The sequence below is a fragment of the Pseudomonadota bacterium genome (assembly GCA_039815145.1).
Taxonomy (GTDB): domain Bacteria; phylum Pseudomonadota; class Gammaproteobacteria; order Steroidobacterales; family JBCBZW01; genus JBCBZW01.
The window spans coordinates 55716-69826 of the sequence record JBCBZW010000016.1 but is presented as its reverse complement, the minus strand read 5'-3'; the positions used below and the strand labels follow the sequence as shown (position 1 = coordinate 69826).

The 14111-nt window shown below is 66.3% G+C and carries 7 protein-coding genes; 6 read left to right on the top strand and 1 reads right to left on the bottom strand.

All coding sequences use genetic code 11. From position 1 onward, the window contains the following. Positions 1-134: 134 nt before the first annotated feature. Complete coding sequence (locus AAF184_06905; protein ID MEO0422046.1) at positions 135-1028, bottom strand: DUF1295 domain-containing protein; 894 nt, start codon at positions 1026-1028, stop codon at positions 135-137. A gap of 420 nt (positions 1029-1448) precedes the next feature. Here AAF184_06905 and AAF184_06900 point away from each other — a divergent pair, with 420 nt between their 5' ends. From AAF184_06900 to AAF184_06875, 6 genes are all read left to right on the top strand, one after another. After that, on the top strand, positions 1449-3026 hold the full coding sequence (locus tag AAF184_06900; GenBank protein MEO0422045.1) for a flavin monoamine oxidase family protein: 1578 nt from the start codon (positions 1449-1451) through the stop codon (positions 3024-3026). A gap of 1 nt (position 3027) precedes the next feature. Beyond that, positions 3028-4182: a Rid family hydrolase gene (locus tag AAF184_06895; protein MEO0422044.1), complete on the top strand. Its 1155-nt coding sequence runs from the start codon at positions 3028-3030 to the stop codon at positions 4180-4182. Positions 4183-4657: 475 nt separating this feature from the next. Continuing rightward, positions 4658-7321 (top strand): TonB-dependent receptor, encoded by a 2664-nt coding sequence (locus AAF184_06890; protein ID MEO0422043.1) that lies wholly within the window; start codon positions 4658-4660, stop codon positions 7319-7321. Positions 7322-7514: 193 nt separating this feature from the next. Next, entirely contained in the window at positions 7515-9917 is a 2403-nt protein-coding gene (locus AAF184_06885; protein MEO0422042.1) for a TolC family protein, read from the top strand. Continuing rightward, positions 9914-11020 carry an efflux RND transporter periplasmic adaptor subunit gene (locus AAF184_06880; protein ID MEO0422041.1) on the top strand — a complete coding sequence of 369 codons (1107 nt, stop codon included), beginning with the start codon at positions 9914-9916 and terminating at the stop codon, positions 11018-11020. Before AAF184_06885 ends, AAF184_06880 begins: the two co-directional genes overlap by 4 nt. A 2-nt stretch (positions 11021-11022) precedes the next feature. Further along, positions 11023-14106: an efflux RND transporter permease subunit gene (locus AAF184_06875; GenBank protein ID MEO0422040.1), complete on the top strand. Its 3084-nt coding sequence runs from the start codon at positions 11023-11025 to the stop codon at positions 14104-14106. Positions 14107-14111: the final 5 nt, after the last annotated feature.

Genomic DNA, 14111 nt, shown 5'->3' with positions numbered 1-14111 from the left:
CGAGCGTGGAGAAGGCCGTGGCCTCGGGCATCGACACCAACGACGTGCCCGTATGCAACATCCAGCATATGAACGAGTTAGGTGAGGTCGAGCTGGCGCGTCTGCTGAGCGCCTGCCGCGAAGAGCGCTAGCTGCTAGGCGCTGGGCGGCTTTAGCATCAGCACGGGCGTGTTGGCCTTGTAGCGCTCGTAGTCCTCCTGCCCGCCCCAGCGGGCATCCGCACGCTCTTCGAGCATGGGGATGCCGCTCACCTTGATGAGCAGGAAGGCGACGAACACCGGGGAGATCAGGGTGGCGTACTGCCAGCCCTGGAGCACCGGCAGGGCGATGATCGCCATGCCCACCCAGATCACGATCTCGCCGAAGTAGTTCGGGTGGCGCGACCAGGCCCACAGGCCCGTGCTGATGAACTTGCCCGCATTGGCCGGATCCGCCTTGAAACGCGACTTCTGCGCGTCGGCCAGGGCCTCGATGGCAAAGCCCGCGGCCCACACGACGATCCCCAGCAGGCCCACGACGCCGAGGGGCTGACGCACACCCCCGGTGATGACGGCGAGCGCGGCGGCAGCGGTCAGCAATACCCACAGGCCCTGGAGGGTCCAGGCCATGAGGAAGGTCACCGGGTTGGTCTTCATCTCGTCGAAGCGTCCGTCCTTGCCGTCCTTCATGATGCGTATGAAGAGGAAGGAGGCCAGGCGTGCGGCCCAGACGATCACGCCCGCGGCCACGAGTTGACCGCGCAGGTCCAGGTCACTGGAGAGGAACACGGCCACCAGCGTCACCGTGAGGTAGGTGATGCCGCCCGTCAGGTCGTAGATGCGCTCGCTGCGGGCGATCGCCGACGGGATGAAGACAATCCAGTTGATGGCGAAGGCGAGGGCGGCGCACAGGGCGAAGACAGGCCATCCCCCTGCCGTGGTGTCGCCGCCGTCGCTGCCGGCGACGGCGATGGCCGCGCCAACCGCCGTGGCCACGACGATGGCGATCAGTGATTTGAGGTTCGAACTTTCCGATTCCGACTCGGCCACGTGGGGCTCCTTTGCCTGCGGCGCCTGCGGGGAATCGCGCGCCTGACGAAAGTGTACTGGCACCTTTCGTCGCCCCCACTAGCGCGGATGTGGTGGTGTGCTCGCGCCCTCCGGCTCATGGGTGCGCCCAACCTTGATGCACTGCACCGGCACAACGCACGGCTTTGGCGCGTGGTCGTGCGCTGACGGCACCGCGTAGTGGATGTCACCCACAAGGGTTGCCGCCCTGGTGCCCGCCCACGCGTTCTTGGCACTCCCGAGCAGTCCTCGGCGAGAAGCAACCGTTTGCAGCGCAGCGGGGCGTCGAAACGAACGACTCGATCAGGTGAGTAAGTGCCGCTTGAAGCACACCCAAACCCGTGAACTGGCGCACAAAATGCATAGAAGACGCTGCTCAGGTGATGTGACTCGGGAGCCCACATGCATCCACCGCCGCAGCTATCGCGTCGACGGTTTCTTGAACTCATTGGATCTTCCGGCGGGGCCAGCGCCGCCTACGGCGTCGCGATGGCCCTCGGCCTTCTGCCGGACTTCGCCGAGGGCGCGGGCGTACCGTCCACCCTGACCAAGCCCCGCTCACCGCAACGGGTGGTGATCTTGGGCGCCGGTATCTCCGGCCTCGCCGCCGCCTACGAGTTGGGGCGCGCCGGCTACGAGGTGACCGTGCTGGAGGCCTCGCCCCGCGCCGGCGGGCGCAACTTCACCGTTCGCCACGGCACGGTGATCGATGAGATAGGCGCCCGCCAGGTCTGCGACTTCGACGATCACCCCAACCTCTACTTCAACGCCGGTCCGGCCCGCATCCCGGGCAATCACCGGCGCTTACTCCACTACTGCCGCGTCCTCGGCGTGCCCCTCGAGGTGTTCGTCAACGAAAACCGCAGCGCCTACGTGCAGGACGATCGCATGTTGGGCGGCCGCCCGATCCGCAACCGCGAGTACGTCACCGACATGCGCGGCTTCCTGAGCGAGCTGCTGTGCAAGTCCATGTCGCCCCAGGCGATGGAGGGCGCCCTCTCCGCGGATGATATCGAGCGCGTGCGCGAGTTCGCCCGTGCCTACGGCGATCTCGGTCCAGACCACAGTTACCATGGCTCTCACCGCGCGGGCATCGCCGGTGGCGGCATGATCATGCCCGCCAGCGAACGCGACACCTTCGAGCTGAAGGAGCTGCTCAAGTCTGATTTCTGGCGCTTCCCGATGCACTGGGGAGAGCTGGGCGACCAGGCCACCCCCATGATGCAGCCCGTGGGCGGCATGGATCGGATCGTGGCCGGCTTCATGCGTCAGGTCGGATCGGCGGTGCGCTTGAATTCACCTGTGCGCGGCGTATTCCTGCGCCCCGGCGGCGTGCGCGTCGCCTACGACGATGCCAACGGCGAGCGCCAGCAGATCGATGCCACCTACTGCTTGAACAGCATTCCCTCCCATCTCCTGGCCGGCATCGAACACAACTTCCCGGCGCGCTACGCCCGCGCCTTGCAGGCGCCGACCCGCGGCAAGCTGTTCAAGATCGGGCTCCAGGCGCGCGAGCGCTTCTGGGAACGCGAGGGCATCTACGGCGGTATCTCCTGGACCTTTCAGGACATCGCTCAGATCTGGTACCCCAGCCACGGCATCCACAGCGCCAAGGGCATCGTGCTCGGGGCGTATACCTTCCCGCCCCACGTGGGCGAGAAGTTCGCCCGTCTTTCACCGGCTCAGCGCATCGCCAAGGCGATTCGAGAGGGCGAGAAGGTGCACCCGGGCTACGGCAGCTACATGCAAACGGGCGTCTCCGTGGCCTGGCATCGCATGAATCATATGCTGGGGTGCGCTGCGCGTTGGGACGAGCAGAACCGTCGCGAGTACTTCCCCACGCTCGCCGCGCCTGTCGGCAATCACTTCATGATCGGCGACCAGGTGAGCTACCACGCGGGCTGGCAGGAGGGTGCCCTGGCGTCGGCGCTCAAGGTGGTCGAGCAGATCGACGAGCGCACGACGATGGCCGCGGTCTGACATGCAGCCAGTCGCCCGTGTGCTGAACGTCGTCTTGCTATCAGGAGCATTGGCGGGTGTGCCGGTGATGGCGGCGCCGACCCAAGATCAGTGCTTGCTCTGCCACGGTGTGCGGGCCCAAGGCAACGAGGCGATCGGCGCGCCAGCGCTGAATGTACTGGCGCCGTGGTACGTCACGGATCAGTTGCGCGCCTACAGGGCTGGGCAACGGGGTGGCGACGATGAGTACGGGGCGGTGATGCAGGCCGTGGCGGCGGTGCTCAGCGATGAGCAGATCGTCGAGGTGGCCGAGGCCGTCACCGCCATCGACGACCACACGGCGCTGGCCTCCGCAGCCAGCCAAGCCACAGTCGACGCTGCCGCCAGCTACCCCGCCTGCGCCGGATGCCACGGTGAGGACGCCGGCGGTAACCGGGCCCTGGGCGCGCCAGCACTGGCTGGGCAGAACGCCTGGTACCTGCGCAAGCGAATGGAAGCCTTCGTTGGTGCCGAGGATGCCGTTGAGGACAGCAACCTCTTGGCCATGCAGGCCTCGCTCTCGAGCCTGGGTGGAGCGCAGGCCCTGGACCAGCTCAGCCAGTACCTGTCGTCCCTGCCGCCAGCGGCGCAACCCGACCCAATTTCCGGCCAACAGGAGTCAGCCAAGATGAATACCCCTCGTGTGCGTGCAGCGGCCATGTTGGCGAGCACCGTGCTCGCCGCTGCGCCGCTGGCAGCGCAGGACGTGACCCGCTATCCCTTGCCCAACGGATCCACCTTCCCGATCGCACTCGCGGTGGAGACCTCGCCGGGCACGACGCTCATCCACCACAGCGGCCTCACGCCGCGCCCCGTGGATCCCGACGCTGAGCGCTTCAGTAAAGCCTATTGGGGCGACACGAAGACTCAGGCGATGAGCGTCTTCAGTCGGATGGAGGCATCGCTGGAAAACCTCGGCGTGGGCTTCGGTGACATCATCAAGATGACCGTGTTCCTGGTCGGCACGGAGGAGACCGGGGGTCGCCTGGACTTCGCCGGCTTCATGGAGGCCTACACGCAGTACTTCGGCACCGAAGAGCAGCCAAACTTGCCCGCCCGTTCCGCGGTGCAGGTGGCAGGTCTCGCCGCCCCGGGAATGCTGGTCGAAGTCGAGGTCATCATCGCGCGACCTGAGTAAGGCACCGGTCGCCCGAAAACCGTGCAGGCGGGTGGCGCTGTCAGGCGCCACTCGTTGACTACCGCACGCTTCAAGCGCGTCCCTCTGGCGCGCCGCGGGTGCGTTCGGCGCCCGTTTCCCTTTCGCGTCTCCTTTCGTCTATATCGTTGCGTATGTCATCGTTGATAAATGCAACTGCAATCAATTGCATTAGTTAATGCGCGATTGTGGTGCAGCGCGGTGAACCTTGGGGCACTTGATGGCGGATGAAGCGCTCCGAGAATCTCGCCCCCGTGCTTCGCCGATTCGTCACCTCGAGAAAAATCAAGGCTAATCAACGGGTAAGCATTCGAGGCGGCGAGATTTCGTTGCGATGCGCAAATGTTGGCATGGCCTGTGCAGCTGGCTCTCCCAAGGATTCGTACGAGTCCCGTGGGTCACCTAACGCCTGGGGAAGGTGCGGTGGCCAAATTCGTTTCTGGGGAGAGATGAGGCAATGAGCGTACGCAGTAACAGCATCAAGATCGCATTCGCTTTGGGTGCGATGAGCGTGGCGGGGGCCACGCTGGCGCAAGAAGGCGAAGTGGAAGAGGTCACCGTGACCGGCCTGCGCGGAGCGCCGCGCACCGCCGTCGACGCCGCCGTGCCGGTGGACACCTTCGATTCATCGGCCATCGAGGCCGTCTCGCACACGGACACGCAGGACATCCTGCAAACGCTGGTGCCGTCCTACAACGTGGGGCGCCAGCCGATCAGCGACGGGTCCACCTTCATTCGGCCCGCTTCGCTGCGCGGCCTGCCGTCGCACCACACGTTGGTGCTCGTCAACGGCAAGCGACGTCACCGCGCGTCGCTGGTGACGATCGGCGGCGACGGTGCCCAGGGCCCCGACGTCGCCACGATCCCTTCCATCGCCATCCAGAGCATCGAAGTGCTGCGCGACGGGGCGTCCTCTCAGTACGGATCGGATGCCATCGCCGGGGTGATCAACTTCAACCTGAAGCAGAACTCCGAGGGGATCGACGTGGCCCTCGATACGGGGCAGTTCTACGAGTCCGACGGCACCAGCATCACCGCACAGGCCAATGTGGGACTACCATTAGGGGACTCGGGCTTCCTCTCCATCTCCGGTGAGTTCAACGACGCCGACTTCACCGAGCGGGCTGAGCAGTACTGTGAATCCTGGTTCTGCGTGGATCCCGACAATCCGCGCTTCGATCCGGAGGCGGGCTACGCAGACTTCGTGCTCGGTCGGCCGAACCCGGACGACGCCCGCCTCGACGCCCTCCAGCAGGCATTCCCCGGAGGCATCGATGATGCGTCGGTGCAGGGCAGCGTCGTGCAACCCTGGGGCCAGCCCAACACGCGCTCCGCCCGCTTCTTCTACAACGCCGGCTACGACTTCGATAACGGCATGGAGCTCTACAGCTTCGGTAGCTACTCCGACAGCGAAGGCGATGGCAGCTTCTTCTACCGCTATCCCGGCAACGGCACCATCGAAGACCTGCGCCTGGAAGACGGCTCCCTCTACAGCCCCCTCGAGATCTTCCCGGGCGGCTTCACGCCGCGCTTCGAAGGCGAGGTGACCGACTACTCGGTAGCGGGCGGCCTACGCAGCCAGGAGAACGCACTCTTCTCCTGGGACGCGAGCGCACGCTACGGCTTCAACGAGATCGACTATCGCCTCTTCAATACCATCAACCCGTCGCTGGGGCCGGACACGCCGACGGACTTCCGCCCGGGCACGCTCACCAACGAAGAGTTCCAGGTGCAGCTGGACATGACCAGTGAGTTCGACATCGGTACGGCGTCGCCGCTCGTGGTCGCCTATGGCGTCTCCTACCTGGACGAAAGCTACGACGTGGGCCAGTCAGACGATCCTGCGTCCTACACACCGGGTCCCTTCGCGGCTCAGGATCCCTTTGGTTTCTGTACGGATGAAGCGGACGTCGCGTCACGTACGGCCACCGCAGCGGGTCAGGCCGTCATCGACAACGGCTCTTCCCTCAACTGTGCCGACGCCAGCGATGCCGTCTACACCGTGGTCGGGGTCGGTTCGAACGGCTTCCCGGGTTACTCACCCGAGTTCTCGGACACCTATGAGCGTGACTCCTTCGCCGTCTACCTGGATCTGAGCGCCGACGTCACCGAGAAGCTGCTCCTGCAAGGCGCCGTGCGCTTCGAGGACTACTCGGACTTCGGCAGCGTGACCGTGGGCAAGGTGGCGGCTCGCTACTACCTGGCGCCCAACTTCGCTGTTCGCAGTTCCTGGGGCACCGGGTTCCGCGCACCCACGCCGGGGCAGCAGGGCACGACCAACGTCTCCACGCGTCTGCCCAACGGCTTCCCCGTCGCCACCGGTCTGTTCCCAGCCTCCGGCACCGTTGCTCAGGCCCTGGGCGCATCGCCGCTGGATGCGGAGACCAGCGACAGCTTCACCGTGGGCTTCACGGCCGCCGTGGGTGCCCTGGACCTGACCGTCGACTTCTACCGCATCGACATCGACGATCGCTTCAACGCCATCTCGACCCTCGATGTCTCGGCTGATCCGGACAGCGGCGACGCCTTCGATAACTTCCTCGCCCTGCAGGCCGCGGGTGTCGTGGGGGCCGAATCGATCGGTGGGGTGAACTACTTCACCAACGCCTTCGACAGCCGCACCCAGGGCGTCGACGTGGTGGCCACCTATCCGGTCGCCTGGGGCAGCGCGGGCACCACGGACTTCATGTTCTCGATGAACTACAACGAGAACGAGCTTCGCTCGGATGCGAGTGAGTTCTTGAACCCGGAGGCTCAGTTCGACTTCGAGAACGCCGACCCGAACCTGCGCTTCAACGTGATGGGCGTGCACAGCGTCGGTCCCTTCAGCGTGCTCGCCCGCGGCCGCTTCTTCGGCCCGAGCGACAACTCGGACAACACCACTCCCCTGTCCATCCAGGAGTACGACAGCACGCTGTTCGTGGATCTCGAGGCGAGCTACCAGATCACGGACAACGTGCGCATGACGGTCGGCGGTCGCAACATCTTCGATACCTTCCCCGATGAGGTGGACCGTATCGCCAGCGACAACGACTTCTGCTGCGGACGCATCTTCGCCTCGAGTTCGATCGTGCCCTGGCAGGGCGGCTTCTATTACGCGCGCTTGAACGCAAGCTTCTAGCGCGACAATCCCCCCCGGGCGCGGCCATCCCTCTCTTCCCTCTTTTGGTCGCGCCCACCTTCCAGCGGTGAGGGCCGCGGACGCATGCGTTCGCGGCCCTTGTCATCTCGCTGTCATGCTTAGAGCGCGGCTGGAGTTCGTCGGGGCAGGCGGTTAGGCTCCCCGAGTGCTCGCACCGGGAACGATCCTCGCCATGGAATGCTCTGCTGCGCTACGCCTGCGGGCCGTCTTCCTGTCGCTGCTAACGGGCTTGGCGATGTCTATCGCACCGCTCGCGCAGGCCCAGGAGTCGGTGACGATCGGGGTGCTCATCGACGGCCCCGATGAACTCGCGAACGCGCAACTGCCCGCGATCCAGCGTGAGATGGTCGATCTCCTACGTCCCGATGTGGAGCCACTCTTTCCGCAGGCAAAGCAACTCGACGGTGACTGGCGCCTCGCGGGCGTTCGCGCTGGCCTGGCACGCCTGCTGGCCGACGACGAGGTGGACCTGATCATCACCTTAGGCCTGGTCGCCTCCCACGAAGCCTCTCGCATCGACAACCTGCCCAAGCCGGTGATCGCGGCCCGCGTCGCTGACGCCATCCTGCAGGATTTTCCCTTCGTGACCGGGGTCAGTGGTAAGGCGAATTTCACCTACGTGACGAGCCTGCGAGAGGTGGAACAGGACCTGGAGAGCTTCTATCGCATCAGTCCCTTTGAGCACCTGGCGGTGCTGGTGGATGCCCTCACCCTCGAGTCGATTCCCGAACTGCGCCAGCGCGCCAAGGCCACCGAGACCGCCTTCTCCGTGAGCGTGGACGTGATCCCGGTTACCGACTCGGCCGCGGACGCGCTGACGCGCCTGCCAGCGCGCGTCGATGCCGTGTACGTCACGCCCCTGAACCGTTTGAGCAGCGCCGAGATGCGCGGGCTGGCCGATGGCCTGATCGCGCGACGCCTGCCGAGCTTCTCCCTCCTCGGGCGCTCCCAGGTGGAGGAAGGGCTGATGCTGGCCACTGGCGGTGGTAGCGAAGACCTCACGCGCTACGCGCGCCGCATCGCCCTGATGGCGCAGCGGATCCTGCTCGGCGAGCCGGCGTCAGCGCTGGAGGTGGCCTTGCCCCAGGCCGAACGGGTATCCATCAACATGCGTTCGGCCCGGGCCATCGGCTTCCTGCCCCGCTGGTCCGTGCTGGTCGATGCCATCCGAATCGACGATGTGGAGCCCGACCAGGGCGAGGCCTTCAGCCTGATCGGCGCCATGCTCGACGCGGTGGATCGCAACCTCGGGCTGCGCGCCGACGAGCTCGATGTGCGCATCGCCGAGGACACGGTGGATCAGGCGCGCTCGGGGTTGCTGCCGCAGGTGTCGAGCTCGCTCAGTCGCACCCAGATCGATGGTGATCGGGCGGCGCCGGGCCTCGCCGCAGAGCGCACCACCGACGCCACCATCGAAGTCTCGCAGGTGATCTACGCGGAGGAGGTCCGCGCCGGCTTCGTGGTTTCGCGCTTCCTGCGCGACTCGCAGGACCACGCCTACCGCGCTCGCGTCCTCGACGTGCTGCAGCTCGCCGCCAACGCCTACCTCAACGTGCTGCGGGCCAAGGCCCTGGAGCGCGTGCGCGCCTCCAACCTCGAGGTCACGCGCACCAACTTCGAGCTGGCGCGCACCCGCGAGCGTATCGGCATCAGCGGCCGCGGCGACGTGCTGCGCTGGGAAAGCGAGCTGGCCTCGGACAAGCGTGATCTCCTGGCCGCGGAAGCGGATCGCCGCGCGGCCGAAGTGGAGCTGAGTCGAGTCCTGAATCGCCCGCAACAGATCGCCCTGGCCACCACCGATGCGGGTACCCAGGGCCCGCTGCAGGCCTTGGAAGACCCGCGCTTCACCCGCTTCATCGACAACCCAATCGTGTGGGAGACCTTCCAGGAGTACGTGGTCGAAGACGCCCTGCGCCAGGCGCCCGAGCTGGCGCAGTTCGATGCCCTGGAATCGGCCCAGGAGCGCGATCTGCTGGCGCAGAAACGCAGCTTCTACATTCCTTCGGTCACGGTGGGCGGCAGCGGCTCGAGCAACCTCGGGCGCGGCGGGCGAGGCTCGGACTTCGCGGGCGCCGGCCTCGACGATGAGAGCTGGAACGTGGGGGTGCAGCTGAGCTTGCCGCTGTTCGCCGGTGGCGCCCGTCGGGCGGCCCGTTCCCAGTCCGCCCACGCCCTCGACCAGATTCAGACCCAGCGTGCAGATCTGGCGCAGAGCGTCGAGGCGCGCGCGCGTGCAGCGCTGAAGCAGACCGGAGGCTCCTACCCGGCCATCGAGCTCTCGGGGGATGCGGCCCGGGCAGCGGCCGAAAACCTGGAGCTGATCGCCGATGCCTATTCCCAGGGCGCCGTGTCCATCACCGACCTGGTCAACGCCCAGGACGCCGCTTTGGCCGCCAACCTGGCCCAGGCCGAAGCCCGCTACGCCTTCCTGTTGGACTACGTGGAGCTGATCCGGGCCTCGGGCAGCTTCGAATCGGTGCTGAGCCAGGAGGGCCTGGAAGCCTGGTTCGCCCGCCTAGCGCAATACTTCGCTGATCGCGGCGTACAGCCGCTCGCGCCGGAGAGACCTCGATGATCCGTGCCAACGCCTGGCTGCGTGCAGCGCTCGTCGCCGCCGCCCTGCCCCTGCCCTTCCTGGCGGGGTGTGATGCGCCGCAACCCGACCCTGAGCCGGTGGTGCGACCGGTGCGCTACGAGCGCGTGCTGCCGCGCGATGCGGCGGAGGTGCGCACCTTCTCCGGCGTCGCCCAGGCGGCGCTCGAGAGCAACTTGAGCTTCAAGGTGAGCGGCACCGTCACCGATCTCCTGGTGGAAGTGGGGGATTCGGTGTCGCCGCAGCAGGTTATCGCGCGTCTCGACCCCACGGACTATCAGGTGCGGGGGCAGGAGGCGGAGGCGGGGTTGGCCTCGGCCCAGGCCAACGAGCGCAACGCGCGCGCCTCCTACGATCGCACGCGGGGGCTCTACGAGAACCGCAACGCCTCGCGCAGTGAGCTCGACGCCGCGCGGGCCCAGTCCGAATCGGCGGCAGCCCAGGTGCGCCAAGCTACCCAGCAGCTCGAAGCGGCGCGCCTGCAGCTCTCCTACACGCGCTTGCGTGCGCCCCAGGAATGCACCGTCGCGCAGACGCCGGTAAAGACCAGCGAGAACGTGGCCGCCGGCCAGCTGGTGGTACGGGTGAATTGCGGTGAGTGTCCCGAGGTGCAGGTGAGCGTGCCGGGCACGGTGATCTCTCGCGTGCGCGAGGGTGATCCGGTGTCCGTGGTGATCGGCGCGCTCGAGGACCGACAGTTTCCCGCGACGGTGACCGAAGTGGGGGTGGCCTCGGGCAACGGCTCGTCTGCCTTCCCCGTCACCGTGGCCCTGATCGAGGGGTGTGATGCGGTGCGTTCGGGCATGGCGGGCGATGTGATCTTCGAGATCGGCGTCGAGTCCAGCGGCGATGAGTTGGTGGTGCCCCTGGTGGCCGTGGGCGAGGACGCGGCGGGCAAGTTCGTCTTCGTGCTGGAGCCGGACGAGGGGGATCTCTGGCGTGCCCTGCGTCGCGAGGTGACGGTGGGGGCGCTCACCCCCGGTGGGGTGGCCATTCAACAGGGCCTGTCCCCCGGAGAACTCGTGGTGACCGCCGGCGTTAGCCGCATTCAGAGCAATCAAGTCGTGCGCTTGCTGGAGCGCTGAGCGTGAACATCACCCAGCTGGCCATGTCCCGAGATCGGGTGACGCTCGTCGCCCTCTTGGTGGTGCTGTTCGCAGGCCTCGCCGCCTACCAGTCCATGCCGCGCAACGAGGACCCCGGCTTCATCATCCGAACGGCGCTGGTGCAGACCATGTTCCCCGGCGCCAGCCCTGAGCGCGTCGAGCAGCTGGTCACAGACAAGCTCGAAGAGGCTATCCAGGAGATGCCCGAGCTCGATTACATCAACAGCGACTCGAAGGCGGGTGTGTCCGTCATCTACGTCAACGTGAAGGAGAGCTACACCCAGATGCGTCCCATCTGGGACAAGCTGCGGCGCAAGGTCGACTCTGCGCGGGGCAACCTCCCTGACGATGTGATCGGCCCCTTCGTCAATGATGAGTTCGGCGATGTCTTCGGCACGGTCATCTCGATGGTGGGCGAGGGCTTCAGCTACCGCGAACTCGAGGACATCGCCGAAGAGGTGCGCGATGAACTCCTGCTCATCGACAACGTGGCCAAGGTGGATATCTTCGGCACGCAGGAGGAGCGCATCTTCGTCGAGTACGACAACGCGCGCCTGGCCGAGCTCGGCCTCTCGCCCCTGCAGCTGCAGAGCATTCTGACCAGCCGTAACATCATCCTGCCCGGCGGCGATCTGATCACCGAGTACGAGAAGCTGCTGCTCGAGCCGTCCGGCAACTTCCAAACCCTCGACGAGCTCGGGCGCACGATCGTCAACGTGCCCGGCTCCAACGACGTGATCCGTCTGCAGGACATCGTCTCCATCGAGCGGGGCTACGTCGATCCGCCCGAGGAGCTGTTCCGCTACAACGGCGAGGCGGGCCTCTCCCTGCACGTCTCGTTGCGCGAGGGCGGCAACGTCATCGACATGGGAGAGGACGTTCGCGCCGTGGTCGAGCGTGCGCGCAGCGTCTATCCCATCGGGGTGGAGTTCGAGTTGCTGTTGGATCAGGCCAAGGTGGTCCAGCGCAAGGTGGATGAGTTCACCGGCAGCCTCGTGCAGGCCGTGCTGATCGTGGCGGTGGTGATGCTCGTGTTCCTCGGCCTGCGCACGGGGTTGATCGTCGCCAGCCTCATTCCGGCGGCCATGATCTCGGCCCTGCTGATCATGTCGACGATCGGCGTGGGACTCGATCAGATGTCCCTGGCGGCCTTGATCATCGCCCTCGGCATGTTGGTCGACAATGCCATCGTCATGACCGAGTCGGTGATGGTGCGCATGGGGGCCGGGGAGTCGGCCTGGGACGCCAGCCTGAATGCGGCGGCCGAGTTGCGCCTGCCCTTGCTGATCTCCTCGCTGACCACATCGGCCGCCTTTCTGCCCATCTACCTCGCCGAGTCGTCCACGGGTGAGTACACCGCGCCTCTGTTCATCGTGGTGACCATCACCTTGCTCTGCTCTTGGGTGCTCGCGCTCACGATGGTGCCGCTGCTGTGTTCCCGCTTCCTGCGCATCGAGGCCCGCGAAGAGGGCAGCGATCCGTACGGCGGACGCTTCTACGGCATCTACCGCACCTTGCTCCTGCTCGCCCTGCGCCACCGTTTGATCGCCCTCGGGTTGGTGGCGGCCGTGTGGTGGGGGGCGATGCAGGGCTTTGCCTACGTACCCAACATTTTCTTCCCGGATAACGATCGACCCCAGTTCACGGCGGAGGTGGAGCTGCCGAACAGCGCGCCCATCGAGCGCATGGACGCCCTCATGCACGCCCTCGATGACTTCGTTCGCGACCGCTTGAGCGCTCGCGACGAGGAACCCGGTGTGACCCAATGGGGCACCTTCGTCGGCGCCGGTGCGCCGAAGTTCCTGCTGCCCTACAACCCGGAGCCTGCATCGCCGAACTACGCGATGGTGCTCGGCGAGGCGAGCAGCGTGGAGGAGATCTCGGCGCGCATCGTGCCGCAGATGCAGGCGTACCTGGAGAACGAATTCCCGGATGCGAACCCGACCATACGCCCGCTGCCCCTCGGTGCTCCGGCCTGGCCGCCGATCTCCGTGCGCCTCTCGGGGCGGGACACGGAGGAGCTGTTCCGAATCGCCGATGCCCTGAAGGTCCAGCTGGAGCAGGTGCCCGGCGCCCGCCAGGTAACGGACGACTGGGGCATGCGATCGAAGAAGCTGCAGGTGGTGGTGGACGAGACGCGGGCCCGCCTCGCCGGCGTGACCAACCAGGACGTGGCGCTCTCCCTGCAAACGGCCCTCGATGGCCTCGAGACCACCGAGTACCGCGAGGCCGATGAGCTGATCCCCGTGATCCTCCGCTCGCGCGGCGCCGTGGGCAGCCTGCCCAAGCGCGGCAGCGCGGTGCCGTCGGTGAACGTGTATGCCCAGTCCAGCGGCCTCAACGTGCCCTTGGACGATGTGGCGACGGTGCGCCTGGTGTGGGAGCCCGCGATCGTGCGCCATCGCGATCGTTTGCGCACGGTGGCGGTGGAGGCGCTGCTGGCGCCCGGGTACACGGCCACCGAAGTGAATGCAGCCATCAGGCCCTGGCTGGAGGAGCAGGCGAAGACCTGGCCCTTCGGCTACGCCTGGGAGTTCGGCGGTGAGGCGGAAACCTCGGGCACGGCCAACGCGTCTATCGCCGCTAAGCTGCCGATCGCAGGGCTGATCATCCTGCTTTTGCTGGTAGCGCAGTTCAACAGCTTGCGCCGGCCCCTGATCGTCCTGATCACGATTCCCTTAGGGCTCATCGGCGTGGTGGCGGGATTGCTTATCGCCCGCTCCTACGTGGGCTTTATGACCTTGCTAGGTATCATCTCCCTGGCGGGGATCGTGATCAACAACGCCATCGTGCTGCTCGATCGCATTCGCATCGAAATCGATGAGCAGGGCTTATCGCCGGCGGACGCGGTGCTGCGCTCGGCGCAGACGCGCCTGCGGCCCATCCTGTTGACCACGGTCACCACCGTGGGCGGGTTGCTGCCCCTGTGGCTGAGCGGCGGCCCTATGTGGGAGCCGATGGCGATCAGCATCATCTTCGGCCTGCTCTTCGCGACCGTGCTCACCTTGGGCGTGGTGCCCTTGCTCTACTCGCTGTTCTTTGGCGTGAGCTTCAAGGGCACCTGAGCCCG

What these genes read in the sequence shown, in the direction of transcription:
- AAF184_06900 (MEO0422045.1), top strand. Translation starts at nt 1,449, where the DNA reads ATGCATCCACCGCCGCAGCTATCGCGTCGACGGTTTCTTGAACTCATT.
- AAF184_06895 (MEO0422044.1), top strand. Translation starts at nt 3,028, where the DNA reads ATGCAGCCAGTCGCCCGTGTGCTGAACGTCGTCTTGCTATCAGGAGCA.
- AAF184_06890 (MEO0422043.1), top strand. Translation starts at nt 4,658, where the DNA reads ATGAGCGTACGCAGTAACAGCATCAAGATCGCATTCGCTTTGGGTGCG.
- AAF184_06885 (MEO0422042.1), top strand. Translation starts at nt 7,515, where the DNA reads ATGGAATGCTCTGCTGCGCTACGCCTGCGGGCCGTCTTCCTGTCGCTG.
- AAF184_06880 (MEO0422041.1), top strand. Translation starts at nt 9,914, where the DNA reads ATGATCCGTGCCAACGCCTGGCTGCGTGCAGCGCTCGTCGCCGCCGCC.